The 25,244-nt window shown below is 60.7% G+C and carries 31 protein-coding genes and 1 pseudogene; 20 read left to right on the top strand and 12 right to left on the bottom strand.

Going from position 1 to position 25,244, the window contains the following annotated elements; translation table 11 throughout:
- The first annotated feature begins 146 nt into the window (after nt 1-146).
- Nucleotides 147-386 carry a hypothetical protein gene (locus tag ACYG9R_RS26055; protein ID WP_023706903.1) on the top strand — a complete coding sequence of 80 codons (240 nt, stop codon included), beginning with the start codon at nt 147-149 and terminating at the stop codon, nt 384-386.
- 93 nt (nt 387-479) lie between these two features.
- The gene (locus ACYG9R_RS26050) at nt 480-980 is read left to right on the top strand and encodes a hypothetical protein (RefSeq protein WP_155923321.1); all 501 of its coding nucleotides are present in this window, start codon (nt 480-482) and stop codon (nt 978-980) included.
- Between the two features lie 662 nt (nt 981-1,642).
- On the opposite strand, the gene ACYG9R_RS26045 is transcribed toward ACYG9R_RS26050, so the two are convergent.
- Nucleotides 1,643-1,819: a hypothetical protein gene (locus ACYG9R_RS26045; RefSeq protein WP_196813631.1), complete on the bottom strand. Its 177-nt coding sequence runs from the start codon at nt 1,817-1,819 to the stop codon at nt 1,643-1,645.
- 60 nt (nt 1,820-1,879) lie between these two features.
- On the opposite strand from ACYG9R_RS26045, the pseudogene ACYG9R_RS26040 reads away from it, so the two are divergent.
- Nucleotides 1,880-2,118, top strand: a pseudogene (locus ACYG9R_RS26040) (winged helix-turn-helix domain-containing protein); the annotation flags it as partial.
- Between the two features lie 277 nt (nt 2,119-2,395).
- On the opposite strand, the gene ACYG9R_RS26035 reads toward ACYG9R_RS26040, so the two are convergent.
- Genes ACYG9R_RS26035 through ACYG9R_RS26015 form a run of 5 tightly spaced genes read right to left on the bottom strand, consistent with a single transcriptional unit; the run spans nt 2,396 to nt 6,864 of the window.
- A complete protein-coding gene (locus ACYG9R_RS26035; protein WP_023824901.1) occupies nt 2,396-2,935 on the bottom strand; it encodes a prepilin peptidase in 540 nt (179 codons plus the stop codon).
- A 9-nt stretch (nt 2,936-2,944) separates the two neighbouring features.
- Nucleotides 2,945-3,484 carry a tetratricopeptide repeat protein gene (locus ACYG9R_RS26030; RefSeq protein ID WP_023734681.1) on the bottom strand — a complete coding sequence of 180 codons (540 nt, stop codon included), beginning with the start codon at nt 3,482-3,484 and terminating at the stop codon, nt 2,945-2,947.
- A gap of 53 nt (nt 3,485-3,537) precedes the next feature.
- Entirely contained in the window at nt 3,538-4,488 is a 951-nt protein-coding gene (locus ACYG9R_RS26025; protein ID WP_023734682.1) for a type II secretion system F family protein, read from the bottom strand.
- A 19-nt stretch (nt 4,489-4,507) separates the two neighbouring features.
- A complete protein-coding gene (locus ACYG9R_RS26020) occupies nt 4,508-5,476 on the bottom strand; it encodes a type II secretion system F family protein (protein ID WP_023734683.1) in 969 nt (322 codons plus the stop codon).
- Nucleotides 5,476-6,864: a CpaF family protein gene (locus ACYG9R_RS26015; RefSeq protein WP_023734684.1), complete on the bottom strand. Its 1,389-nt coding sequence runs from the start codon at nt 6,862-6,864 to the stop codon at nt 5,476-5,478. Before ACYG9R_RS26015 ends, ACYG9R_RS26020 begins: the two co-directional genes overlap by 1 nt.
- Before the next feature lie 529 nt (nt 6,865-7,393).
- On the opposite strand from ACYG9R_RS26015, the gene ACYG9R_RS26010 reads away from it, so the two are divergent.
- The 10 genes from ACYG9R_RS26010 (at nt 7,394) to ACYG9R_RS25965 (ending at nt 15,556) form a co-directional block, all read left to right on the top strand.
- Nucleotides 7,394-7,612: a Flp family type IVb pilin gene (locus ACYG9R_RS26010; protein WP_023824902.1), complete on the top strand. Its 219-nt coding sequence runs from the start codon at nt 7,394-7,396 to the stop codon at nt 7,610-7,612.
- 92 nt (nt 7,613-7,704) lie between these two features.
- A complete protein-coding gene (gene cpaB / locus ACYG9R_RS26005; RefSeq protein ID WP_023824903.1) occupies nt 7,705-8,745 on the top strand; it encodes a Flp pilus assembly protein CpaB in 1,041 nt (346 codons plus the stop codon).
- A gap of 50 nt (nt 8,746-8,795) precedes the next feature.
- Nucleotides 8,796-10,241: a type II and III secretion system protein family protein gene (locus ACYG9R_RS26000; RefSeq protein WP_023824904.1), complete on the top strand. Its 1,446-nt coding sequence runs from the start codon at nt 8,796-8,798 to the stop codon at nt 10,239-10,241.
- Between the two features lie 4 nt (nt 10,242-10,245).
- On the top strand, nt 10,246-10,527 hold the full coding sequence (locus ACYG9R_RS25995; RefSeq protein ID WP_352653324.1) for a hypothetical protein: 282 nt from the start codon (nt 10,246-10,248) through the stop codon (nt 10,525-10,527).
- A gap of 69 nt (nt 10,528-10,596) precedes the next feature.
- A complete protein-coding gene (locus ACYG9R_RS25990; protein WP_023824906.1) occupies nt 10,597-12,057 on the top strand; it encodes a pilus assembly protein TadG-related protein in 1,461 nt (486 codons plus the stop codon).
- A gap of 4 nt (nt 12,058-12,061) precedes the next feature.
- Complete coding sequence (locus tag ACYG9R_RS25985; protein WP_023824907.1) at nt 12,062-12,589, top strand: TadE/TadG family type IV pilus assembly protein; 528 nt, start codon at nt 12,062-12,064, stop codon at nt 12,587-12,589.
- A 1-nt stretch (nt 12,590) separates the two neighbouring features.
- Nucleotides 12,591-13,235, top strand: a complete 645-nt coding sequence (locus tag ACYG9R_RS25980) for a TadE/TadG family type IV pilus assembly protein (RefSeq protein ID WP_023824908.1) — start codon at nt 12,591-12,593, stop codon at nt 13,233-13,235.
- On the top strand, nt 13,232-14,398 hold the full coding sequence (locus ACYG9R_RS25975) for an AAA family ATPase (protein ID WP_023824909.1): 1,167 nt from the start codon (nt 13,232-13,234) through the stop codon (nt 14,396-14,398). The genes ACYG9R_RS25980 and ACYG9R_RS25975 overlap by 4 nt, the downstream gene beginning before the upstream one ends.
- Nucleotides 14,379-14,966, top strand: coding sequence for a L,D-transpeptidase (locus ACYG9R_RS25970; RefSeq protein WP_023689303.1), 588 nt, complete (start codon nt 14,379-14,381; stop codon nt 14,964-14,966). The genes ACYG9R_RS25975 and ACYG9R_RS25970 overlap by 20 nt, the downstream gene beginning before the upstream one ends.
- Nucleotides 14,963-15,556, top strand: coding sequence for a hypothetical protein (locus ACYG9R_RS25965; protein ID WP_023824910.1), 594 nt, complete (start codon nt 14,963-14,965; stop codon nt 15,554-15,556). Before ACYG9R_RS25970 ends, ACYG9R_RS25965 begins: the two co-directional genes overlap by 4 nt.
- A 23-nt stretch (nt 15,557-15,579) precedes the next feature.
- Here ACYG9R_RS25965 and ACYG9R_RS25960 read toward each other — a convergent pair whose 3' ends face one another.
- The 3 genes from ACYG9R_RS25960 to ACYG9R_RS25950 all read right to left on the bottom strand — a co-directional run bounded on the left by ACYG9R_RS25960 (nt 15,580) and on the right by ACYG9R_RS25950 (nt 17,150).
- Nucleotides 15,580-16,119, bottom strand: a complete 540-nt coding sequence (locus ACYG9R_RS25960) for a hypothetical protein (RefSeq protein ID WP_023726603.1) — start codon at nt 16,117-16,119, stop codon at nt 15,580-15,582.
- 51 nt (nt 16,120-16,170) lie between these two features.
- Nucleotides 16,171-16,482, bottom strand: coding sequence for a hypothetical protein (locus ACYG9R_RS25955; protein WP_023824911.1), 312 nt, complete (start codon nt 16,480-16,482; stop codon nt 16,171-16,173).
- Between the two features lie 320 nt (nt 16,483-16,802).
- Nucleotides 16,803-17,150, bottom strand: coding sequence for a DUF1294 domain-containing protein (locus ACYG9R_RS25950; protein WP_023726602.1), 348 nt, complete (start codon nt 17,148-17,150; stop codon nt 16,803-16,805).
- Nucleotides 17,151-17,398: 248 nt separating this feature from the next.
- Between ACYG9R_RS25950 and ACYG9R_RS25945 the strand changes: the two genes are divergently transcribed.
- Both ACYG9R_RS25945 and dusA read left to right on the top strand, forming a co-directional pair.
- On the top strand, nt 17,399-17,695 hold the full coding sequence (locus ACYG9R_RS25945; protein ID WP_023726601.1) for a hypothetical protein: 297 nt from the start codon (nt 17,399-17,401) through the stop codon (nt 17,693-17,695).
- 228 nt (nt 17,696-17,923) lie between these two features.
- A complete protein-coding gene (dusA, locus tag ACYG9R_RS25940; RefSeq protein ID WP_023824912.1) occupies nt 17,924-18,919 on the top strand; it encodes a tRNA dihydrouridine(20/20a) synthase DusA in 996 nt (331 codons plus the stop codon).
- A 5-nt stretch (nt 18,920-18,924) separates the two neighbouring features.
- On the opposite strand, the gene ACYG9R_RS25935 is transcribed toward dusA, so the two are convergent.
- Complete coding sequence (locus ACYG9R_RS25935; RefSeq protein WP_023824913.1) at nt 18,925-19,629, bottom strand: TIGR02281 family clan AA aspartic protease; 705 nt, start codon at nt 19,627-19,629, stop codon at nt 18,925-18,927.
- 13 nt (nt 19,630-19,642) lie between these two features.
- Nucleotides 19,643-19,876, bottom strand: a complete 234-nt coding sequence (locus ACYG9R_RS25930) for a DUF1289 domain-containing protein (RefSeq protein WP_023824914.1) — start codon at nt 19,874-19,876, stop codon at nt 19,643-19,645.
- Between the two features lie 186 nt (nt 19,877-20,062).
- Here ACYG9R_RS25930 and ACYG9R_RS25925 point away from each other — a divergent pair, with 186 nt between their 5' ends.
- Nucleotides 20,063-21,061 (top strand): nicotinate-nucleotide--dimethylbenzimidazole phosphoribosyltransferase, encoded by a 999-nt coding sequence (locus ACYG9R_RS25925; protein ID WP_023816085.1) that lies wholly within the window; start codon nt 20,063-20,065, stop codon nt 21,059-21,061.
- 9 nt (nt 21,062-21,070) lie between these two features.
- Here ACYG9R_RS25925 and ACYG9R_RS25920 read toward each other — a convergent pair whose 3' ends face one another.
- Nucleotides 21,071-22,594 (bottom strand): sensor histidine kinase, encoded by a 1,524-nt coding sequence (locus tag ACYG9R_RS25920; RefSeq protein ID WP_023824915.1) that lies wholly within the window; start codon nt 22,592-22,594, stop codon nt 21,071-21,073.
- Nucleotides 22,595-22,669: 75 nt separating this feature from the next.
- On the opposite strand from ACYG9R_RS25920, the gene ACYG9R_RS25915 reads away from it, so the two are divergent.
- From ACYG9R_RS25915 to ACYG9R_RS25900, 4 genes are all read left to right on the top strand, one after another.
- Complete coding sequence (locus tag ACYG9R_RS25915) at nt 22,670-23,293, top strand: thermonuclease family protein (RefSeq protein WP_023824916.1); 624 nt, start codon at nt 22,670-22,672, stop codon at nt 23,291-23,293.
- A gap of 39 nt (nt 23,294-23,332) precedes the next feature.
- Entirely contained in the window at nt 23,333-23,944 is a 612-nt protein-coding gene (locus ACYG9R_RS25910; RefSeq protein WP_023708349.1) for a glutathione S-transferase, read from the top strand.
- The gene (locus ACYG9R_RS25905; RefSeq protein ID WP_023688514.1) at nt 23,944-24,561 is read left to right on the top strand and encodes a uracil-DNA glycosylase family protein; all 618 of its coding nucleotides are present in this window, start codon (nt 23,944-23,946) and stop codon (nt 24,559-24,561) included. The genes ACYG9R_RS25910 and ACYG9R_RS25905 overlap by 1 nt, the downstream gene beginning before the upstream one ends.
- A 143-nt stretch (nt 24,562-24,704) precedes the next feature.
- Nucleotides 24,705-25,196, top strand: coding sequence for an Lrp/AsnC family transcriptional regulator (locus tag ACYG9R_RS25900; protein ID WP_023669013.1), 492 nt, complete (start codon nt 24,705-24,707; stop codon nt 25,194-25,196).
- Nucleotides 25,197-25,244: the final 48 nt, after the last annotated feature.

Raw genomic sequence — 25,244 nt, 5'->3', positions numbered from 1 at the left:
CGCGCGGTGGCCGGTGCGGCCCCACACCCGAAGACTGCAGCGACCATTTCTGTGGATGGGTAGTGCTAGCCGATGCGACATCATGCTGCAGCGATATTTTAGAATCGGCTAATTGCGCAATCGCTAAATTAATGAAACGCGGAGGAATGTATTTTCCACAGTTTCTGGTCGGCATGTCTGCCACTGCGATCATTGTGGCGATCTGGACCTACATCGAAGCCGGTTCAATTTGGACCGCGCTCGGCTGTGCGGTCCTTGCGCTGATCGTTCTGCAAGTCGGGTACGCCGGGCTGGTCGTTTGCTTGATATACTGGCGATCATCGGAAGCGGCTGACTCGACTAGCCGAATTTCGGTCGCGGCTCAAGAGAACGTCGACGGCATCTGATAGCCCGCGATCGTCTCGGCACGGTCACGTGACCCTGGGGCAGCAGTTTTGCCTCGCAGTGCCGCCAGCAAGTGGGCCTACAACGTGTTTGCGGTGACAGACACCTACCCCGAGCTTCGGGCTGAAAGCCTTATCATTGATCCAGACGCGGAACTGGAGGACGGGTGCGTTGTGGTCGCCATGTTTGGAGGCGGTCATCCGCAAACCATGAGCTGGCGCAACAATCACGGGCGAGGCTATGGGGGCCGCTTTGCCGCCAAGGGAAGTCTGCACGAGACGTTCCTTCTCGATTCCATGGTGTGCGGACGAGGGCCATCTTCTTGCATTCGCATCCTCGGCCGGGTGTTCGGCTACCGGCGGCGCTTCCCGCGCTACAGAACCTGGAACGATCCAGTTTGCTTCTCGAATAATTTGGCTCGCTCCCTCACGGTGGCGGGCTTTTTTGTTGCTCAGCCCCAACGTCTCGACGCCGGGCTGCGGAACGCAAACGTCGTGATGTCGTCACGGGAAATCCCGATGTCGCTGAGCATGTCGTCTGGTGACTTGCTCAACTCGTCCGTCGCCTTCAACAGCGCCTTCTGCTCGGCTCGATGACGGACCCAATCGGCAAGGGGACCAACTGCGACAAGACGAAGATTCACAAGCATAGGAAGGTTCACAAGCATCGGGACCACTCCCTTTACCCCTGCAGGAAACTGCACGTAGCCTACGCCGATACGTCGATTCGTCCGTGACAAACCTCACAGTCCGATCCGACGGGGCAAAAACTCCCCGGATGCCTGACGGTGGCGGGCCTTTTATATATTAGCAATGCATAAAATTCGAGAAGGTTCATGGCATGGTTGTTAGCAAACTCGCTGCTATCGTGCGACGCAGGTCTCGGTGGATGGTGTGCTGGAATGCGCGGGGCTGGATGGATCAGGGGTCTGATGGAAGCTGACGCTCGCGATCTGCGGAGCGAGATCAGTCGGCTCCAAATAGACTTGATCGCTGCCGCCAACTCTCAGGGTAAATCCAGGCTGCATGACGTCGCGCACACACTGCGATGCCAGAAGGCGCGGCTGGAACGTCTGGAAGAGTGCCTCGCTTCAATGACGTCGAATGTCCGGCCAGAGGCATCTGCAACCCCGCCCCATGAAGGCCGGCCGTAAAAGGCAGCTCATCATTTCCGAAAGAGAACCCGCTGCCTCACGGTGGCGGGCTTTTTATTGCTCAGCCCCTTGCCGGCAGCGTCTTGTCCGTGTTGCGGCGGAAGGTCATGCGAAGCCGGAAATTTTTTTGCCAGGAATGGTCGCCTCCGCGCCGATCGCCGGCTCCCGAGGCAGATCATCACCAGCCGACTCCTGCAAAAGCAGATAGTTTGGGAGACTGTGTGCAGAAAGCGCACACGAAACTTCTTCTTCTCTTCCTTTTTTCGGTCTGGAACCTGCCATTAAAGCAACCTTCGATGATCGTGCCAATGTCGTTAGGAGCGCTGGGGAACGCATGGCACGCTGTGCAGGCGCGAACTGAGGCGGGGCGGCGGGCGCGGCCGCGAGCAGGAGACCCTGGCGGTCTTCGCCGCACGGGTCGGCGAAACCATGCCGCGTTATGAACTCGCCGGTGACGATTCCGAAGTCGGTGAGCGCACCATCGACTCCAGATCAACCCCCTGCACCGCAGGATCGAGCGCGATCCGTCCAATCCGGCCTGGCTGCAGACGGTGCGCGGTATTGGGGACAGGCACCACTGATCGCTATGTACGGCGCCATTTTCGGACGAACGTCTTTTTGATGATTGGGAGCGGTGGCGGTTCGGCGCTGATAATTGTTGGTGTCGCCGGTTTGTTGACGACAGCCGCAAACGGGAACGCCACGGCACCAACAATCAATCCAGCCGCCAACCAGGCAACTGTCGACCGGTAATCCTGTATCATAGCGCACCCTCAATAGGCAGATAGACTGCCAGTTCGGCACTAAGCAAAGATTACGTCGGTGCGCGCTTCGTGCAGCAAAGCGGACTGCCGAGGTTCAATTAAGCTGATCCAGGATTCCTGAGCTGCTCGCCACCACCCAACTCCCGTAAATCTGGAAACCGATAGCGCCAATCGCAGCTGCCGAAATTGGCACGCCAAAAGGAACGACGCCCTTCCTGTCCATATGCTGGACATAGACGCGAAACGCGCCCGCCGGCAGCAGGAACGGGTTTTTCATGACCGCCACCGTGGCGACGGCGAAAACCAATAGGAGCACCGAGAACATGGCGAGACCGCTTCCACCGGTCAGAAACGGGACGACCGCAATCAGCTTGACGTCTCCGGCTCCGACCTTGCGCAAAATCCAGAACGGGAAGAGCGCGACGAACAGCAAAATTCCGGCGATCACGCTCAATCCCATATCCCACCACGATCGGCTTGCTATGGAAACAAGCTGAAGCGATCCCAGCCCGAGACACAAAAGCAGCAGCACATGACGGTTGGATATCTTCTGGGACGAGAAGTCTATCCAGGCGACCCATGCCAGCAGAGGGATCGCAAACGCCTTCAGCAGCAGCGAAGCGGCAAACAACATACAGGCGCTCTACCGTTCGACGTTCTGCACGCTGGACGATAGCAGCTTCAGATTGTTGACCACGGTCGGATCATTGGGCGCCAGTTCGTAGGCCTTGAGGAAATTGCTGCGCGCGTCCTGCAGCTTGCCGCGCAGCAGATAGGAATAGCCGATATTGTTGTAATATTCGGGCGTCGCACCCAACAGCTTGAAGGCCCGGCCATAGGCCCGATCGGCAAGGTCGAAGCGATGGATCCGGTCGCAGGAGGCGGCCAGTCCCATCCAGGCGCCACCATCATTGCGGGCAAGCTGCGTCGCCTTGAAGAACAGGGCGCCGGCATTGCCGTAATTTTCCGCGCGGAACTGGTTCTTGGCCTCGGCAACAGCCTGATCCGAGGCATAATATTCGACGTCACCAACTGTCTTCAATCCGTCGAAAGCGTCGCCAAATGACGTCAAGTCGCCTTTCGACGGCTCGTTGGTTCGAACGACACCGTCCGCCCCGTTCGTCTGGCAGCCGGCAAGTGCCGCCATGAACAGGCAGGCCACGACTGCAATTGGCCTTTTCATACAATCTCCCCGTGAGTCCCCCGACCCATATTAGGACCAAAGCATGTGCGCAACTAGAAGAAAATCCCCTTCATGCGAATGACCACCGGCAGCATGATTACCATCATCACCACAGGAAAGATGCAGAGTCCCAGTGGGATCATCATTTTGACAGGCAAGGAATTGGCGCGCTCTTCCGCCTGCAGAATCCTCTGGCTGCGCATCTCCGCGCTGTAGACGCGCAGGGCGTCGGTAAGGCTGGTGCCGAGTTCTTCCGATTGACGGAACAGGACAGCCAGTGCCCGCGCCTCGTCAAGTCCGATGCGATCGGAGAGTTCGCGTAGCGCTTCCCGCAAGGGTTTGCCGGCGCGCAGTTGCAAATTCATGATCGACAGCTGTATTCCCAGCCATTTGTGGGTGGCGGCCATTTCATGGCTGACGCGTTCGACCGCCCCCTCCAGGCTCATGCCGGCATCGGCGCAGGTGATCATCATATCCATGAAGTCGGGGAAGGCTCGACGATAGATCTGTTTCTGGCTGTTCTCGAAACGGTCGAGCAGAATGGCGGGAATTACCATGCAGGCCAGGCCGAAGAGGGCAGAGCCAGCAAGGGTGATAAAACCTGGCAGGTGCGGCGGCAGAACCCGTGACAGGAGTGCATACATTGCCAGAAAACCGACGCAGACTGCGACAAGACGGGATAGCGTATAAATCAGCGGCGCGCTTGATTGGTAAAAGCCGGCGCGAAACAGCTTCGCTTCCAAGGCGTTTGGCTCTTCCCGCTCCCTCTCGATCGATTTGAAGTAGGCATCGACCGGCCGTTGCGCCGCAAGCTTGGCAAGCTGGTCTTGTCCGAGCATCGATCGGCGGTCTGTAATCCTTTCGCCCATCAGGCTCTGCGCAACGAGCTTTCGTGTCTGCAGAGCCGGCAAGAAGACAAGCGCACCGAACAGGAAGAAGGACACCGCCGCCACAAAGACGGCAATAGACACCAAGAAGCCCAGGTCCTGAATGTTCGAAAACAATTTCTTTCGTCGCCCCCAGTCAAAAATCGAAAGTAACCATCCGGTACATGATGAAGTCGCCAAGCAGCGCCCACAACCCAAAAAGCAGGAATACCGGGAAGATGAGCGGGTCGCCCCAGACGGCGCCGTAATAGGCTGGGGAAAGGATTTGAAGCGTGAAGAACATCACAATAGGAAACAAGGAGATGATCCACGCGGAGACACGACCTTCGGCCGAAAGCGCCCTGATTTTCATTCGCAATTTCTGCCGTTCACGCATAACCGAGGAAAGATTGGCCAGAATTTCAGTAAGATTGCCACCCGTCTTGGCCTGGATCGACAGCGATACCGACAGCAGCTGAAGGCCCTCGAAGCCCACACGCTGCGAAAGCTTTCGCACGGCCTGCTCGATGCTGAGACCAAAGGTGATCTCGTCGGAGACGATGCCGAACTCGGTGCCGAGCGGATCGGGCATTTCGCGCGCGACCAGACCGATCGCGACCGAAGCAGGGTGTCCGGCCCGCAGCGAGCGAACAATCATGTCGAGTGCATCCGGCAGCTGTTTAGCGAACTTCCGGATTCGTTTGTTGCGGGCACGCCGGAGGACGAGAAGCGGCAGGACAAGCCCTATGACCAGAAAGATAATGAGCGATGCCAAGGCGGAAAAATTGAAGAGAACCAGCAGCAACGCCATCGCCAGCCCTGCAAGCAGAAATGTTGCGGCGAAGGTCAACGGATTTCCGGTAATGCCGGACTGGGTATAGAGCCTGTTCAGCCAGACCATTCCAAAAAGAAAGTCGCCGGATTCAGTGAGACCGCGCTCTCGCAGCAACCCCTGTAGCGTTTGTTCGGCCGGAACGTCGCCAGCGAGTCGCTTCAGCCGGCGATTGACTGCCATAGACCGGGAGCGGCGGCCGGCAAAGGAAAGATAAAGGGCTTCACCGGCGAGAATGACCGAGGCCGCCGCCAGCATATAGATGAAATACAGCAGAGCTTGACCCGTTAGCATCAGAGGGCAACCTGCGGGTTGAAGGCGTCCTTGGCAAAATGGTGCCCCAGGGTTGCGGCCTCCGGAGCGAACCGCGGGCGGACGCCGGTTGCGCGAAAGTCTCCGATGACCTTGCCCTCGGCTGTGACCTCACGGCGGACGAAATGATAGATTTCCTGAAGCTGGACGACATTACCCTCCATGCCAGTCAGCTCCGATATGGAGGTGACACGCCGGCCGCCGTCCGAAAGACGCTGTGTCTGGACGATGATGTCAATGGCGGAGGCAATCTGCGCCCGGATTGAATCATGCGTCATCGGCATGCCGGCCATGCCGACCATCTGTTCAAGCCGCGAGATCGCGTCGCGCGGCGTGTTGGCATGGATGGTGGTCATCGACCCCTCATGGCCGGTGTTCATCGCCTGCAGCATGTCGAAGGCTTCCTCGCCGCGCACCTCGCCGACGATGATGCGGTCCGGCCGCATGCGCAACGCGTTCTTCAGCAATTCGCGCTGGCGCACCTCGCCCTTGCCCTCGACATTGGGGGGGCGCGTCTCCAGCCGGCCGACATGCGGCTGCTGCAGCTGCAACTCGGCCGCATCCTCGATGGTGATCAGTCGTTCCTTCGATGGTATGTAACTCGACAGCGCATTGAGCAAGGTGGTCTTGCCGCTGCCGGTGCCGCCCGAAACCAGGATCGATTTGCGCGCCTGGACGGCGATCCGTAGCAGCTCGATCATCGGCGGCCGGATCGAATTAAATGCCATCAAACGCTCGAGCGAATAAGGGTTCTTGGAGAATTTGCGGATCGATACCAGCGGACCGTCCACCGAGATCGGCCGCACCGCGATGTTGACGCGCGAGCCGTCCGCCAGGCGGGCGTCAACCATCGGCGACGATTCATCGACACGCCTGCCGATAGCCGAAACGATCTTGTTGATGACGCGCAGCAGATGCGCCTCGTCACGAAACCGGATGGCCGTCTCTTCAACCAGGCCACGCCGCTCAATGAAGACACGCTTGTGGGTATTGATCAGGATGTCGGTAATGGAGTCGTCCTTGAGCAGCGGCTCGATCGGCCCGAGCCCGAGCATCTCGTCGGCCGTGTCACTGGTCAACTGGTCGAGTTCACGCGCATTCAGCGGCACACTTCGGCCGCGCACGAATTCGCGCACAATCGGCCGAATTTCGTTCAGGATCTCATCTTTCGATGCCGTTTCAAGCGCGGCAAGATTGAACCGGTCGATCAGGTGACTGTGGATCTCGACCTTGAGCGTCAGGAAATCGTCGCCGCGGGATTCAACATCAGCGGCCGGCGAAAGGGCCGGAGCGGCAGGCAGCACCGTCGGCTGCTCCGCCCTTACCGCGGCCTGCTGCTCGCTTGGTCCCTTGATAAACCGCCCCAGCATAATCCCTTATACCCCGCTAGCCCTTATTAGCGGAAACTAACCGTTAACCAAGCGAGGCACAAGCGCTGGAGGGTCTCACGTGAGGCCAATGCTTTCAACATAGTTAAGGAGGACGCCAGAAAAATATCGTTTTATTTCGACGCCGCGCGCTTAGCCCTCTCCCAAACTTCCGGCTCACGGGACCTTTCAATACCGCAACAAATGAGATGCGGGTGAAAGATCCCCGTAAACCGTTAGATATAAAGGAATATGCAGTTTTGCTAATACGACTGTCGTTTTGCGTTGGCTGCGGCCAAATTGTGAACGAATGGTTAAGGACGGTTGAAAATCCAGCCGAATCAAGCTCTTGTTATAATTCAAATGGCTCTTGCGTTCGCAAGTTCAGGTATTGGAAGGTTAAGGAACCGTTAATCCGTTTGACTCTGCTTTTTCGTGCGACCTAGGATCGAGGTGACGGGGGATGCTTGGGTATGGGGTTCATCCTTGGCTCTGTCTCGTCGGGTTCCAACCTCCACAGGGAGAAATTGACATGAAGAAGCTCATGACGATGACCCGGCAGTTCCGCGACGACGAAAACGGCGCTGCCATGGTCGAATATTCCATCCTCATCGGCATCATCGCCGTGGCATCGATCCTGACTGTCCTCGCCATCGGCGGATGGGTGAACGGTCGTTTCTCGGCGCTCTGCACCGCCCTCGACGGGCACCCGACTGGCACCTGCAACGCGGCCGCCGGCACAGGCAGCTGATCGCCTGACTACATTCAGGCCCGGATCGTTCGAGCCGGGCCTGAATCCGATCGCAGCGGGCGAATCCCGCATCGGGGCTTGGGGCTTGGGACATGCGCGCCAACACGCTTATCATGATCGTACTCGCTGGCGTATTCGGCGTGCTGGCGGTGGTTCTTGTAAACTTCTGGCTGGCCAGTCAGCGTAGCGCGCTGGCTGAGGCTAATGGCCTGCAGCGCGACACTGTGGTGGTAGCCGCAGTGTCTTTGAAATTCGGCGATACGCTGTCGGCTGACAAGTTGCGCGAAATCGCGTGGCCGGCTGGCGCGGTTCCGGCCGGTGCCTTCAGGACAACGAAAGAGATTTTGGCCGGCGAAGCTCCGAAGCAGGCACTGCAGGCGATCGGCGCCAACGAGCCCGTACTTTCCTCCAAGGTCACCGGCCCAGGCCAGCGCGCCACACTTTCGGCGGTGCTTGGTGAGGGCATGAAAGCCGTTTCCATCAGGGTCAATGATGTGCTCGGGGTAGCTGGTTTCGTTTTCCCCGGAGACCGGGTCGATGTGCTGCTGACGCGCACGGTGCGCGGCGATGGCGGCGCGGACCAGAGTTTTGTCGACGTGCTGCTGCAGAGCATGAAGGTGCTCGCCATCGACCAGGTGGCGGATGAAAGCAAGGACAGCCCGACGGTTGTGAAGTCGGTGACGCTAGAGGCCAGCACCAAGGACGCCCAGAAGCTGACATTAGCGGCCGGGGCAGGCCAATTGTCGCTGGCCCTTCGCCAGGCTGCCGCAAGCAAAGGCGAGGCGACCGAACGCGTGACATTGTCTGACCTGAGCGGCGAGACGCCTGCGGATGTCGCGAAGAGGCAGGCCGAACTCGATAAGCAGGCGGCGGTCGACGCTGCGGCCGCGGCTGAGCGCAAGCGCGCCGACGACACGATTGCCGGATTGACCCAGGCGGTGGACAGAGTGGGAAGCCGCCTCGACGAGTTGGGCAAAGTGAAGCCGGCTCCGGCCGTGGCGTCCGCGCCGGAAGTCCGGGAAGTCGTTAAGGAAGTGGTAAAATACGTACAGCCGGAACCGCCGAAGAATGTTACAGTGGGCGTGTTTCGCGGCGTGAAGCTCGAATCCTACGATGTGCCGCGACAACCATAGCAGACACGCGGCAATCGAGGGCTGCCGGCGGCAGTGATTGGGGAGATAGGATGCAGGGGATTTGGGCTAGGATGGGGGCGGCCGCGTTGTCCGGTCTGGCTGCGCTGGTGCTATCGGGCCTTGCGGCCGATGCGGCTGACCGTTTCATCGACGTGTCGAACCCCAGCGTCCATCGCGTCTTCCTGCCGATGTCACAGTCGGTGACGCTCCAGGTGAGCGCCAATCTCGGCGATATCGTCGTCGGCGACGAAAAGATCGCCGATGCCCAGCCGATGACCGACCGGACGCTTTATGTCATAGGCAAGAGCGCCGGCACCACCACGGTCAATCTCTTCTCCCCGGAAAAGCGTTCGCTGGGCGTCGTCCAGATCGAAGTCGGTGTCGATGTCAGCGACATGGCGCAGGCGATCCGTCAGGTGGCGCCTCGGGCGCGCATCGAGATCGGTTCGATCAACGGCAAGGTGAGGCTTGGCGGCCATGTCAAGGACGGCGCCACGCTGGCATCGATCCTTGAGGTGGTGCAGCAATATGGCCCCGACGCCATCATAAATTCCGTCATCGTCGACGACAGCCAGCAGGTGAATCTCGAGGTGCGTGTGCTCGAGGCAAAGCGCAATACCGGGCGCGACCTCGGTGTGTCGATCAGGAGCACAAACGGTAGCGGCACGTCACGCACCGGAACCGGCATTGCCGCTGTCGACGAAGACGATGTGGTGCTTGGACCGGGCGGTCTGCTTAGCGGTCTACTGTCGAACAGTAGTCCCTTCGCGGCGCTGATCACCCGCGTCATCGACAGCAACATCAAGGTCGACCTGATCATTGAAGCGCTTGAGGCCAAGGGGGCTGTGCGCACGCTGGCTGAGCCCAATCTCACCACGCTGTCCGGTGAGCCGGCCAGCTTCAACGCCGGGGGCGAAGTGCCTATCCGTGTCGTCGGCACCGATGGTGAGGTAACCATCACGTACAAGCAATTCGGCGTCAATCTGCTGTTCACGCCGGTCGTACTCGACGACGGCAAGATCCATATGAAGCTGGCGCCGGAGGTGAGCGACCTGACCGGTTTCACCACCGCCGGCGACCCGATCTTCACCAACCGCAAGCTGGCGACCGTCGTCGAACTGCGCGACGGCCAGAGTTTCGCTGTCGGCGGGTTGTTGTCCAGCAAGACCACCAAGCTGCAGAACCAGGTGCCGTGGCTCGGCCAGGTTCCGGTCATCGGCTCACTGTTCCGCAATTCGAGCAACCAGAAGGAAGAGACCGAACTCGTCGTGATCGTCACGCCGCATATCGTCCGGCCGGTGAAACCCGGCGAGCAACTGGCGACGCCTTTCGACAAGACGAGGCCGGCCAACGATCCGGAGTTCTTCATCCTCGGTCAGCTCGAGGTGAACAAGGATATGATCCGCAAATATGAAACAGGAGACGGTGTGACCGGCCCCTATGGCCACATGCTGGACTTCAAATCGAAGGACAAGATGCTCTATGTCAAGAAATAGCGCCTTGGTCCTGTTGCTGTGCGCCGGTGCGCTATCGGGCTGCGCCGCCGACTATCTGAACCACTACGATTCGGTGACCCTGGCCGCCGGCGATACGCAGAAATACAATTCGCTGCTGCAGGCGGTCGATCCGTTCAATCCGAACGCGAAGAACACACATATCGAAGGCGACGGCGCCCGAGCAGCCGCTGTTGCACAGGGCTACAAATTTCCACCGCCACCACCGCCACCGCCTGCGATAACGGTGAATGTCGGCGGGCCGGGTGTGACCAACGGAGCGAATTGAACAGAAGGATGCGGTCGCACTGCGCCGGGTGAGCGAGGGACCTGGTGCAAGGAAGCAGAGAGTAAGGTCATGTTGGGGACCATTAGGGCGTTCTGGGACGATCAACGCGGCATAGCGATGATCCTTGTCGCAATCATGCTGCCTGTGATCGTTGGTTTTGCGTTGCTTGTGATCGACATGAGCCGGGCGAACAGTCTGCACAACGACTTGCAGAAGGGCGCCGATGCTTTCGCGTTGGCCACCGCAGCGGAGCTCGATGGCAAGTCGGACGCGATCACCCGCGGCAATAACGCCCTCGCAACGCTTGTCTTCAACACGTACCGTTTCGCTGAGCCAGCTGCCGGCGATCCGCCTGGCGCGGAAGCGCTAGCAGCAGCTGGAGTGACATGGCGCTACCTGAGTAGCCTCCCAACTAATGACAGCGATCCCATCGTTCCCGCGAATGTGACTACCGATCCGACCGCAGCCAAATTCGTTGAGGTGACCGTCACACCGGTTGGTTTCGCGGCAATGTTCCCCGCCACTTTTGTCGGTAGCTCAACAAACGGCTTCGATATCGGTGCGGTTTCGGTCGCAGGCTTCAAGAGTGCCGTATGCCACTTCACCCCAGTATTTATGTGCAACCCGTACGAACTCGCACCGGGCGGCGTAACCCTGCAGCAAGCCGCAGCCGATCGGAACCTGCGCCGCCGACTGATCGAACTCCGCAAAGTCGGGAATGGCGCCGCCGCCGGGCCGGGCAATTTCGGTTTCCTGGAGCCTCCCCAAGGCATCGGCAACGGTGCGCAGGCGCTCGCCCAAACCATTGCGACATCAAATCCGATAGGCTGCTACGGAAACAACAACGTCACCACCAAAACCGGGCAGAACGCTGGCCCAGTACAGGACGCATTCAACGTCCGGTTTGGCATAAGGACGACCGGCGGTCACTTCAACACTGCAGAATACGGTCCTGCCGCCAACGTCCGAAAGGGCGCCCTAAAGACTCAGGGAGGCGCGGGCCAGTGCCCCAGCTTTAACCAGTTGACCTTCAATCTGCCCGGCACTCAGGGGCTGCCTCGGGATGCCGGGCAGATCAATTCTCGGCTAGGTGACGGGAACTGGGATCTAAACACTTACTGGAGCACCAATTTCGGAGCCGCCGCCAAGCCGGCCAGTTGGGCAACAACCAAGCCGACACGCTATGAGGTCTATCGCTACGAGATTTCGGCAGGCCTTGTTGGAACCGCATCGACCGGAGGGGAGAGGGGAACGCCTGTGAATTCGTGTCAAGCCCCGATAACGACAGTCGACCGCAGGTTACTCTATGGGGCAATTCTCAACTGCCAAGCTCTTTCAGCATTGGGCAATGACCTGTCTGGCCACAGCGAGAATCTTCCCGTCGAATCGTTCGCCAGCTTCTTCCTGACCGAGCCTGTCCTATCGGCATCGGACGATGCCTCCGTCATGGTCGAGTTGGTCGACATCGCCGCAGGCGGACAGGGAACGCTCGACAATTTCGTGCGTGACGAACCGCAGCTTTACAGGTGATGTGATGCTGACTTCGCTGAGGTCTATTTTACGCAGTTTTGGCCTCGAGGAGCGAGGCACGGTTCTCGTCGAAATGACCTTGATCACGCCATTGATGATCAGCCTTTCGGCGGGCGTCTTCGAGTTCGGCAATCTTCTCCATCAAAAGCTGCTAATCGAAGCTGGCCTCAATGACGGGGCTCGCTACGCCGCACGCTGTAATCAAACGTTTAACACGGCGCTCAACTGTGTCACCTATGCGCGGAACATCGCCGCCACAGGATCGTACAACTGTGGTGGAAATTGCAATGTTGCAAGCCGGGTCACCGGTTGGCTGCCGGCGGCTGTCACGGTCGATCTCAATCACCTCGTCATACCGGTGACTATCGACCCCAATACTGGCTTGGCCAACTACCACAGCGCGACAGCCAATGTCCGGGTAGTGCGACTTGAGACCTCTTTCACATATACCGGCGCCTCCCTTCTCACTTTTCTCGGCCTGGGGCCTGTTACCTTTTCCGCCGCCCACGAAGAACGTTACAACGGGTGGTGAAATGCGCGCATTAGCCCTGTTCAGGAAAGATGAGACTGGCGCTGTGATGGTGGAGTTCGCCATCAGCATGACCCTGCTCCTGACACTTACCCTCGGCTTCGTAGACTTTGGATATGCATGGTACCAATGGAATGCCGCGACCAAAGCCGTCGAGATCGGCGCACGCCTAGCGTCGATTTCGACGCCGATTGCGCCAACGATTGCGGCAGCAGGAACCGCGACGACGCCAGGCGATCCGATTCCCGTCGGCAACTACGACTACACGTGCAATGGCGCCACCAGCGTGTGCAGTTGCTCCGGTTCGGGATGCGTGGCCGGAACTTTTACTGCCGCCAACTTCAATCGCATTTTTCGAGGCGACGCGACGGGCGCGGGCACCTGCCCGCCGCTTAGTGCGGGACGACGGCCAGGCATGTGTCATTTCTTTCCAATGCTCCAGCCAGCCAATGTGATCGTCAGATATACGGCCACCGGGCTTGGTTACCAGACCCGCCCAGGCGGACCGGTACCGACAATCACCGTCAGCTTGCAGAACGTGACCTTCCAGTTCTTCTTCCTCGGCGGACTGCTAGGTTTCGACAATCTCACCATGCCGTCGATGCTGAGCACGGTTACGGGCGAAGACATGAAGAGTAGCTACCCATGAACGCCATCAACACCAAGGTTACACCGACCAAACGCAAGCAGGTCGCCCTGTTCTCGTCGGATGCGAATTTCAAGCGCGATGTGGCGACGCGGCTCGACGCGCTGGCGATCTATGATGTCCGGATTTCCGAGACCGGTGACTTCCTTAAAGGGCCGCCCGCGGACACGCGCCCCGGCATCGTCATCCTCGACCTCGGCAATGGCGAGTTGCTCGGCAGGCCGGGCATCGTCGAACTGCGCGCCCTTTGGGCAACCGTGCCGCTTATCGCGGTCTCGGACGAACTGTCGTCGGAGCAGACGCGTGTGCTGGTGCGCATGAACGCTTCGGACTGGCTGCACAAGCCGCTCGACGGCAAGGAACTGCTCAATGCGGTGACCTTCCACGACACCGGCAACCAGGGAACCAAAAGCCGTATCATCACCTTCATCAGTGCGAGCGGCGGCGCCGGCGCGACGACGCTCGCTCTCTCGGCGGCCGAATTCCTGTCATCGAAGTCGAAAGAGCGGGCGGCTTCCACCTGTCTGGTCGACCTAGATTTCCAGAGCGCCAATTGCGGCGCCTATCTCAACCAGTTCAACCAGTTCGACCTCGGCGGCATCATCGGCCAGCCGGAGAGGCTCGACGTCGAGCTGATGGATGTCATCAAGCTCTCTCGCCCGTCCGGGCTGACGCTCTATTCCTTCGAGAGGCCGCAATTGCCTTTCGAACCGCAGGGCAGTGATTTTGTCTTCCGGCTGCTGGACCTCGTCGCCTACCGGTTTGACGACATCGTCATCGACCTGCCGAACATCGAGACGCCTTGGCACAATTCCGTGCTGTCGACGAGCGATGAGATATTCATCGTCTTCGAACTCAACGTCGCCTCGCTGCGGCAAGGCAAACGGCTCTACAAGAAGATCCGTGAGTTGCGTGGCAATGCTGTCAGCATCACGCTGGTCGCCAACAAGCACAAGCGCAAATGGTTCGGCAACCATTTTTCGCGCAGCGAACTCGAAAAGATCTTCAAGGCGCCGCACATCAAGTCGGTCGCGCTGGACAATGCGCTCCTCACCGATGCGTTGAACCGTGCTATCCTGCCTGCCGAGGTGGATGGGCGTGCGCGCTTCAACAAGGACCTGAAGCGGATGTTCAAAGAGCGGCTCGATGACGCTGCTGCCAAATAGGTATCGGATCGTCCTTGGGTTGGTCTGCGCCATGGGCATGGCGCTGGCGATGTCGGTCCAGGATTTTGCCAGCGCGCGATCGGCACTTTCGGATCGGCCGCCGCTGCCGGCAATGGGCCCCAGCCTGCGCAAGACAGTTGCCTTCGAGACGACAGAACAGCCCGGAACAATCGTTATCCGCAAGGGCGAGAAAGCGCTTTACCTGGTGACCCGACAGGGCCAGGCGCTTCGCTATCAGATCAGCGTCGGACGCGACGGATTTGGCTGGACCGGGGTCGTCAAGGTGGGGGCGAAGACCGAATGGCCGGAATGGCGCCCACCCCGCGAAATGCGCGCCCGCCAGCCGGACCTGCCGCAAATGGTGCCTGCCGGTCCCTACAACCCACTCGGCGCCAGGGCGCTCTATCTGCTTCGGGACGGGCGTGACACGCTCTATCGGATACACGGAACCAACGATCCCAAGGGTGTTGGCTTCGACGGAACATCGGGGTGTTTTCGCCTTACCAACACCGATGTGATCGATCTCTTCAAGCGCGTCGCGATCGGCGCAAAGGTGGTGGTTCAATGACGATGATCAGCGAACCGGACATGCCGGCAATCGAGATTGGGACAGCAGCCCGCACCGGAGAGCAAGCTGCCGTTGTGAAACCGAGCGACAAAAGCATTATCGGCGCGGTCATCATCGGCACGTCCCTGCTCACTTTGGTGAATATGGTAGCCGCGGTTTATCTATACCGCGGCATCAGCGATATGCGCTTTCTGGAAGGGCGCCTGGAACAACTCGGGACGTTTGAACAACGAATCGGGGGCCGGCTGGACACGGTCAACAACGGTTTTCAGAGCCGATTTGAAAAACTGGACACTCAACTGCAGAGCAGCTTTGGCGAAATCAACCGGAGCATAGCCCGGCTGGAACAGAACCAGCCTATTGTCCATGACGAAATCACGTCGAGCGCAGCGGAACCTTCCGTCGACACGACCAGCAGCATGGCGGAGGCGCCTGCTGTTCTCGATGGTGAAGACGCGACCGAGCCCAGCGTCGTCGATACACCGCGTCCGCCCAAAAGGAGGATTGCAGCTGCAGCGCCTGCCCCAAGCCCCGACTACCAGCGCATAGAGCAGGCCGACGGCAAGGTTTACTACCGGAAGATCAACTAACGCCGGAAAAAGGTGGGGCTATCCTAGAGATCTCGCTGCAGAGCAACGAGCCTAGCGGCCAGCGCTTCGGACCGCTGTCGGGTTTCGCTGAGGAAGATGACATGGCAGTAGGCGCATGCCGTCACGCCCAGAAACAGCACAAGACTGTTCTTCAAGGTGAAATCGACCGTTAGTTGGAACGGAAGGCCGCCGGGTACCGTGAAAGAGGCGATCGTGCTGGCTGTTTCGGAATGGCTGGTGACAGCGATCATCAACCCGGCGAAAAGCAGGGCGACGTGGTTGGCAAGGAAGAAGAACGCGGCCGACCTTCTTGTGCGGCACGCCATCCAGCAAGCGGTCGACGCGGCGGCCAGCATCAAGGCATCAAAAACCATCGACGACCCGAGATAAAGATCGACCTGTTGCCAGAACATGGTCGACAGCGGCCTTAGTTCAAGCCAAAACCGCCACATTGTGGGACTGGCCGGATATGCTCCCAGCAAGAAAGTCGCCATGCGCTCCCCTGCCAAGATAAGCAGGATCAGAGCTGGGAAGGCAAAGAGCATTATCGACTTGCGCTTCATGTCACCCTCGACAAACTGGCAACAAGATAGCTTGCAAAGATTGAGCGAGGCTTAACGGAGCGTTGGTGGTCCTGCGGCAGCGCAGCCAGCGGCGCAAGCCAGCTGCATATCAGAAAGCGCCATGCGCCAATAGTTGTTTTGGCTGAGCACGAGCGTCACCACCTTCGGCTCGACTCGTTGCAGACATCGTTCCGGAATATTGGGCCACATCGCCTTGGCGCATCCCTCTTCGCCTGGCGCCGGCGCCAGCGAGAGTTCTGAGCTACGGGCTTCCTCGGCGGTCGACAGGAATACCTGTGTAGCCAGCGCGGTCGCCATGGACACCTGGACGAGGATAAGAGCGTAAGCGAAACTTCTGATCATCCGCTCGCAACGCCGAATTCGCGAACTGGTTCCAATGGCCTGGCTACCGGGTAACCACGATCGCGATTCTTGGCTCCTCGCAGTGAATTTTGCAATTCAATACCGGCGGATGTTGAACGAAGTACGCGTCTTGTCCTTGGCCGCCTTTCCAGAATACGACGCGTACTCGCGAAAGGTGCCGATGCTCGTCCCTTTTTCGCGAAGGTTGACGCTAGCCGCGCATTGATGGCCAGCAGTCGGGGTCGGTTCCGGTAGGGCGCGCGCCGGCATTCATCGCTGATCCGGTGCCGCTTGAACGTCCGCTCTTGACACCCTTGAAACTAGAGGCCCCCGAATTCGCCTCCGAATGTCAGTAATTGCGAGAGCGCTTCGGGCAATCCCGGAAAGAGCAATCCCACTTCAATCGCGATTACCGCGAGGACTTGGAGCAGGACGATGCGAGCGAGGCTGGAGCGGAACGGCTCCTTGCGCGTCTTGTGCCGGATCGTCTTTTGCGCGATCACAGTCCCGATGCTACCGCCAATGATGGCGAGTGTAAGAAGCGTCGACTCTGGAATGCGTTGGGCACCGTTTTTGGCCTTAGCCTTGTCGAACGACATGGTGGCGTAAGCCAGCAAGTTTACCGCGACAGCGTAGCCGATGACCCCGATTGCAAACTGCCCCGGCATGCGCTCCTCCACCTTCGGGCCAGTATAACCTAAGCCCGCTAAATCATCGGATGGCAACGGGTCCATCTAAATGGGCTATCTGAAACGTCGTCATGGTGACACGAAGTGACCGATGAGCCTGTCGAGTTCATCCTGCGTCGGGCGCCTGTCGCGCTGATGGCCTTTCCAACCACGCGAAGCCTCTTCAGGGCAATACGCGCGAGATCAACCGGTTCGACCTTGACGGGCAGACCGTGCACCGCAGCGGCATGAGCCAGAATGAGTTTTACAAAGCCAATGTCGATGCCGAGCGTCATCGGTCCGGCACCTTGGGCGGCCCGGTCGCGACCAAAACGAATGAGCCGTTCGCGATCAAGGGCAGCTATGTTGCACTTCCCCAGATGTCTTTGGAGCATATCGAGGGCTGCGGCCTTGGAGCGGCGAGGGGACTTGCCTACATCGCACATGTCGTCGATATGAAGGTCGATGGGTTCGCCGAAAGTTTTCAGGCGCGCTATACGGACTTGGTCGGCGTCTCACCGCGATCGACTTGGCGCTCGGTTTAGGTTGCCCAGCGCCTGGCGTCGTCTCGGCGCAGAAAGGTCTCGCTAACGTAGCGACCCTTGCGACGGACTTGGACACGCCATGAACCGGACGAGAGTTTTGTGTAGGTGGCCATTTTCTCGTGTGCGCTCCGTGTGCACTGAGAGATCGAAACGTGGCGAAAAGGGTCGTATTCTGGCGTAAATTCGCGTGCACTCGGGCTGCTCTAACGATTTGATGTTAAAGAAAAAATGCTGAAAAATCAAGATCATAGACTGGCTATTGCACCCATGATGGACTGGACCGACCGGCATTGCCGGTTCTTCCACCGCCAGTTGACGCAGCGTGCGCTGCTCTACACCGAAATGGTGGTGGCGGACGCTGTCATCCATGGTGCGCGCGAGCGGCTGCTTGGTTTTGACGAGACCGAACATCCGGTGGCACTGCAGCTCGGCGGCTCCGATCCGCAAAAGCTGGCCGAGGCGGCGCGCATCGGCGAGGGCTTCGGCTACGACGAGATCAATCTCAATGTCGGCTGTCCGTCCGACCGCGTCCAGTCCGGCACGTTCGGCGCCTGCCTGATGAAAGTGCCTGACCTCGTCGCCGATTGTGTGGCGGCGATGAAGGCGGCGGTGAAAATCCCGGTGACGGTCAAATGCCGCATCGGCGTCGACGAGCAGGATCCGGAGCCCGCGCTCGACGCGCTGGCCGACGGCGTTTTCGCGGCCGGCGCCGACGCGCTGTGGGTGCATGCGCGCAAGGCTTGGCTGGAGGGTCTGAGCCCGAAGGAAAATCGCGACATCCCGCCGCTCGACTATGACAGGGTCTATCGCCTCAAGGCGGGAAAATCGAACAAATTCATCGGCATCAATGGCGGCGTTCAATCGCTCGAAGAGGCGGCTCGCCACCTCGATCATGTCGATGGCGCCATGCTTGGCCGCGCCGCCTACCACACGCCAGGCATCCTGGCCGGCGTCGACGCGGCATTCTACGGCGGCAAGGCCGGCGCCTACGATTTTGCCGCGCTGATCCACACGATGGCCGACTATGCGGCGCGGCATATCGAGCAGGGCGGGCGGCTCGGCCACGTCACTCGCCACATGGTCGGGCTGTTCCACGGCCTGCCGGGCGCGCGCCGCTTCCGGCAGATACTGTCCACCGACGCGACGAAACCCGGCGCCGGACCGGATGTGCTGAAGGCAGCGTTCGCTGCCGTCGATTTCGACCGTGTTGAAAAGGCCGCTTAAGCAGTTCAGTCGCGCAGAATCATCCGGTTGCCGCGCACGTCGAAACCCGACAGCGAACCGATGAAATTCATGCCGAGCAGGCTCTGGCTGAGCGCGCCGGGCGCGGCGACCATGACCTGCATGTTCTTGCGCACGATGCCGCCGATCGCCAGTTCGTCGGTGCGCACCGAAGCGGCGCGCGCCATGCCATTGGCGGTCGAGACCGGGACGGTGAAGCTCAGCGCGGCCGGATTGAAGCCGGCGGCCTGCGCGTCTTCGGCGGTGAGCACTGTACTGGTCGCGCCGGTATCGACGACGGTGCGGATCGGTGCGCCGTTGATCGTGATGCGGGCCTCGAAATGGCCGCTGTCGGCCTTGTCCAGGGTCACGGTGGCATGGCCGTCCTCGACGCCGAGCGCCAGCGGGCTGCCGGGAACGAGGCCCGCCGTCACCCGGTTGGCGAAATCCTGCAACTCGTAGCGGTACTGGTAGCCGGCGACGAGCGCCAACACGATCACGGCCCACTTGCCGAGATTGCGGGCCATGACGCCCAGCGGCCTGCCGGACCGGACAAGGCCGGCGCTGACCAGCAAGCCGATCGCCCCCAGCCAGACCAGACGGCTGAAATCGTAATTCTCGATGCCGAACGTGCTGCCGGCGTCGTTGTTGATCATCAGCAGCACCAGCCCGAGGCCGATTGCCGCCATCACGATCCAGAACAGTCGGTTCATTGGACCTGCCGTTTCAAGAGAGGACGTCGCGCTCGCGCGCCATGCGGCTGCGGCGTGTTTCCCGGCGCGGCCGGCGCTCGACCGTTTCCAATCGGGCCGGCAACTCGGCCATGACGCTGCGGCGTACCTCCGGCGTCATCCCCATCCAGGCGCCGATTTCATCGCGCGTGCGGCCACAGCCGAAGCAGAAGCCGGTTTTCATGTCGATCGAACAGACCAGGATGCACGGGGATTCGATGGCCGTCATGACTTTCTCTTGAAGGTTCCGTCCGGAATCCCTCGTTCCATCCCCACATGGTGCAACGGCAAAGCCAATGCAAGCCCTTCGGAATGCGGCGCGGGCAACCGCTTTCGCGCCAATGTCGGGGAGGTTGTGCCAGCCGGGCAAGGCGGTTATGCCGCTGATCAACCACAAGGGATGATCAGGACCGACATGACCAGCGCGCTGCCCTTCGACGATTTTCGCAATCTGCTGGCGAGCCTGCCGCCTGCCGATACAGTCGCGGAAAACAGGGTGCGCACCCTGTTTTCCAAGGCCGACAAGCCGAAAGCCTCGCTTGGCCGCATCGAGGACATCGCCGCATGGCTTGCTGCCTGGAGCGGGCGCGCCCCGCCGGCGGTGAACCGGCCCCTGGTGGCGATCTTCGCCGGTAACCATGGCGTCACCCGCCACGGCATCTCGCCGCGCCCTGTCGCTGCGACCGCCAACGCCGTTGAGCTGTGCGCCGCCGGCGGTGCGGCAATCAACCAGATATGCGTCGCCAACAATCTTGGCCTCAAGGTGTTCGACCTGGCGCTGCACATTGCGACCGCCGACATCACCGAGGACGCCGCCCTCGACGAACGCGGCTGCGCCGCCACCATGGCCTTCGGCATGGAAGCCATCGCCGGTGGCGCCGATCTGATTTGCCTTGGCGATCTCGGCGTCGGCAACTCCACCGTTGCGGCGGCCTTGTGCGCTGCCCTGTTCGGTGGCAGCGGCGCCGACTGGGTCGGCCCCGCCTCGGGCGCCGACGCGGCCATGCAGGCGCGCAAGGCTGATGTAGTCGATAAAGCCGTCGCCTTGCATGGTGCGGCTCTGAAGGACCCCCTGGAAGCACTGCGCCGGGTCGGCGGCCGCGAATTCGCGGCCATTGCTGGCGCTATCCTCGCCGCCCGGATGCAGAAAATCCCGGTGCTGCTCGACGGCTTCGCCGCGACCGCCGCCGCTGCCGTGCTGCACGCCGCCAACCCGGGTGCGCTCGACCATTGCCTGCTGGCCAGTCTGTCGCCGGAGTCCGGCCAAAGGCTTGCCGCTGAGCGGCTCGGCCTCAGGCCGCTGTTCGATCTCGGCATCAGCCACGGCGAAGGGGCAGGGGCCGCCCTTGCCGCCGGTCTGGTCAAGGCGGCGGCGCTTACCAGTTCGGGCATGGCGGCGGCGGTCAAAGCCTAGAACAAGCTGTCAGCGTCGGCGAGCCGCCTCGACCGCCTTTGTCGGCAGCGCCGGCAGTTCCTCCATCACTCGGGCGAGCGGGAAGATGGCGATTGCCTCGGTGCCTTCGCGCAATTTCGACTGAAGTTCGAATTCGCCGCCATGCATGGCGAGCAGGCCCTGCACAATCGGCAGTCCGAGCCCGGTGCCCTGTTCGGCGCTCTTGATGGCGATCGAGCCCTGGCCGAAGGCGGACAGCACGATCGGGATTTCGTCTTCCGGTATGCCCGGCCCATTGTCCTTGACCGAAATGTACTGGCCGCCGCCCGCCGTCCAGCCGACGCGCACGCGAACTTCGCCGCCGGTGGCGGTGAATTTGATGGCGTTGGACAGGAGGTTGAGCGTGATCTGCCGCACCGCGCGCTCGTCGGCGAACAGCCGCGGCAGGGCACTTTCGAAATCCTGGACGATGCGGATGTCCTTGTTGCGCGCCTTCAATTCCATCATGTGGCAGCAATCTTCGGCGATGTTGAGCAGCATCACCGGCTCTTCGTTGAGCTGATAGCGGCCGGCCTCGATGCGCGACAGATCGAGGATTTCGTTGATCAGGTCGAGCAGATGCTGGCCGGAATCGTGCACGTCGCCGGCGTAGTCGCGATAGGTCGGGTTGCTCATCGGCCCGAGCACCTCATTGGCCATCACCTCGGAAAAACCGAGAATGGCGTTGAGGGGCGTCCTGAGCTCATGGCTCATAGAAGCAAGGAAGCGCGACTTCGCCAGATTGGCGTCTTCGGCCCGCCGACGAGCTTCGTCCGACATCGATTTCGCGGTCTCCACCTCGGCGAGCAGCGCATCCTTTTCGGAGCGGAAGGACAGAAGTATCAGCGACGAGCGGTTGAGATGGCGCGCGATATAGGCAAAGAACGGCAATGCCGCGACCAGCAGGGCGACCATGATCGTCCCGACCGGCACCCAAAATTTCGTTTCGGCATAGGCATAGACCGCCACCGGAACGACGAAGGTGGCAAGCAGCGAGCCGCGCAAGGACGACGCCATGATAGCGGTCGTCGCCATGGCCAGCAGCAGCACCACCGCCTTGGCCACCTGGAACTGGTCGATCTGGCAGGTGGCGCAGCCGAGCCAGGCGAACCACGCCCAGCCGAGCCCGCACAGCGAATGGCCGATCAGAAAATCCCTGCGGGTGCGAACAGGGTTGAGCTCGGCAGCTTCGGTGCGGCCGACGCGCCGCGCCATGAAGGCGACGATCGAATAGCAGATCAGGGTGAACAGCGCCCAGACGCTGATCTGTTTGTCCACACCGGCCAGCAGCCCGGCCGCCGCGACCGCCAACACCAGCAGTGGGATGACGGCTGCGCCGCGCACCATGGTCCCGGCATGCAGCTTCAGCAGTTCACGGTCGAAGTCGAGATTGCCAACCTGCTGCGAAAGACGGTCGCGCGTCTTGCGCACCGCGCGCGCCACATCGCTGTTGCGGTGCGGTTTCCGGCGGTCCACAATGAATTTATCCGCTGTGTTCGAGCGTAGCAGAGGCATGGAAACTTCGATTTATGCGCGCAGCGATCTCAATTCGTTAAGCTACGTTCGAATGATTAAGAGACTGTTTGCCATATGAGCCGTTCGTGGTCGCCAAGGCCGCGCCGGCGATACTATCCGCCGCCGCCGCGAAGCCTGTGGCGCAAGCTGCTGGATTACGCGCTGACGGTCATTCTGCTCGGCCTGCTGATCCTGCTCGCCGCACGCCTCGACCATTTCGAGACGCGCAAGGCGCAAGGGGCGGCGATCGTCAACGATGGCGATTCACTCACTCTTGGCACCGAACGTATCCGCATGCGCGGCATCGACGCTCCGGAATACCAGCAGATCTGCCGTAGGGATGGCGCAGACTACGCCTGCGGCAGGCTGGCGCGCCAGGCGCTGGTGCGGCTGATATCAGGAAATCCGGTGACCTGCAGCGGCTGGCAGCGCGACCGCTACGGCCGCCTGCTCGGCGATTGCAAGGCCGGCGGCAAGGATCTCAACCGGGCCCAGGTTGAGGCCGGCTGGGCCATTGCCTATGGCGATTTCGACACCGAGCAGGCCATTGCCCGCGCCGGCAAGGTTGGCATTTGGGCCGGCACGTTCGATGAGCCGCAAGACTGGCGCGAAAGCCACCACGGCGGCCCGCTCGAAAGAAAGCACGGCACCCTGGCTTCGGTCGGTGACGCCTTGCGAGAGATGTTTCGCTTCTGGTGACGAGCACTATAGTTGAAGGACCAGATCGGGAGGATAAGCATGAAACTGTTCGACGGCGGCCGCGCCCCCAATCCGCGGCGCGTGCGGGTTTTCCTCGCCGAAAAGGGCATCGCAGTGCCGCTGGTGCCGGTCGACATGGGTGCGATGGGGCACAAGCAGGAGCCGGTCAGGTCGCGCAACCCGCTGCAGCGGCTGCCGGTGCTCGAGCTCGACGACGGCACCATCCTCACCGAATCCGTCGCCATCTGCCGCTATTTCGAGGAACTGCATCCCGAACCGGCGCTGTTCGGGCAAGGCGCGCTCGGCAAGGCCAAGGTCGAGATGTGGCAAAGGCGCATGGAGTTCAATCTGCTCAGCTGCGTCGCCCAGGCTTTTCGCCACATCCATCCGGCGATGAAGGAATGGGAAATTCCGCAGATCCCCGAATGGGGCGAGGCCAACAAGGCGAAAGCGGTCGAATTCCTGAAACTGCTCGACCCCGAACTGGCAAACCGCGAATTCGCCGCCGGTGACGCCTATTCGATCGCCGATATCACCGGCATGATCGCCATGGATTTCATGAAACCAGCGCGCATCAAAGTGCCGGACGAGTGCACAAACGTGCTGCGCTGGTACAGCGCCGTCTCCAGCCGTCCGAGCGCTTCCGCCTGATGGAGGCGGAACTCGAACGCTTGACGGCAAAGGTCCGCGCCTGCCGCATCTGCGTCGACACTCCGGTCGGCAGGCCACTGCCGCACGAGCCGCGCCCGGTGCTGCTGCCATCATCCAGCGCCCGCATCCTGCTCGCCGGCCAGGCGCCAGGCACAAAGGTGCATTCGTCCGGCATGCCGTTCACCGACCCGTCCGGCGACCGGCTGCGAAGCTGGCTGGGCGTAACCAGCGAGGAATTCTACGACACGGATAAATTCGCCATCGTGCCGATGGGGTTCTGCTTCCCCGGCCAGGACGCAAAGGGCGGCGACCTGCCGCCGCGCCGAGAATGCGCGCTGGCCTGGCGCGCGCCGCTGATGGCGCTGATGCCGCAGATCGACCTCGTTTTGACAATCGGCTCCTACGCGCAATCCTGGCATATGGGCGCCACGCGCCGGCCGTCGCTGACCGAAACCGTGAAGGACTGGCGCACCATCTGGGATGCGCCGGCCAGCCTGAAAGTGCTGCCGCTGCCACACCCGTCGTGGCGCAACTCAGGATGGCTGAAGCAGAATCCATGGTTTGAAATGGATTTGCTGCCGTTTCTGAGATCGGAAATCCGCTATCGCATAGATTAGACTTTAAGCAAGATATCACTCGCTTTTGTGCCATCCGGCAGAATTTCTTTCTTGTGAAAGGTCGAAATAAGAGGGAGTATAGCCAATCTATTCCCAAAGCGCGTCGCGCCCGAGGGAACGCGGCCTGCACCAGGAGCACCTTAATGGATCGCCTCGACAGAAAAATTCTCCGCCTCCTGCAGGAGGACGCGACGCTCGCGGTTGCCGATGTCGCCAAGAAAGTCGGCCTGTCGACGACGCCGTGCTGGCGCCGCATCCAGAAGCTGGAGGAAGAGGGAGTCATCAAGCGGCGGGTCGCCATCCTCGACCACGAAAAGGTCAATGTGCGCGTCACCGTCTTCGTGTCGATCCGCACCAATTCGCACAGCCATGAATGGCTGCGGCGTTTCTCGGAAGTCATCCAGGAATTTCCCGAAGTTGTCGAATTCTACCGCATGAGCGGCGACGTCGACTATCTCCTGCGCGTCGTGGTGCCCGATATCGCCGCCTATGACGCCTTCTACAAGCGGCTGATCGCCAAGATCGAGATCCGCGACGTGTCGTCGTCCTTCGCCATGGAGCAGATCAAGTACACGACCGAAATGCCGCTCGACTACATGCTGCTGGACAAGGAATCCGGCGCCAACGCGGCCTGAGCGCGGTTGTCCGTGACTGGGTGGTGACGCTGCACAAGCAGGCGGCGC

The sequence above is a fragment of the Mesorhizobium sp. RSR565B genome (assembly GCF_054719465.1).
Note: the sequence above shows the minus strand (reverse complement) of the source record. Positions and strands in the feature narration are given on the sequence as shown.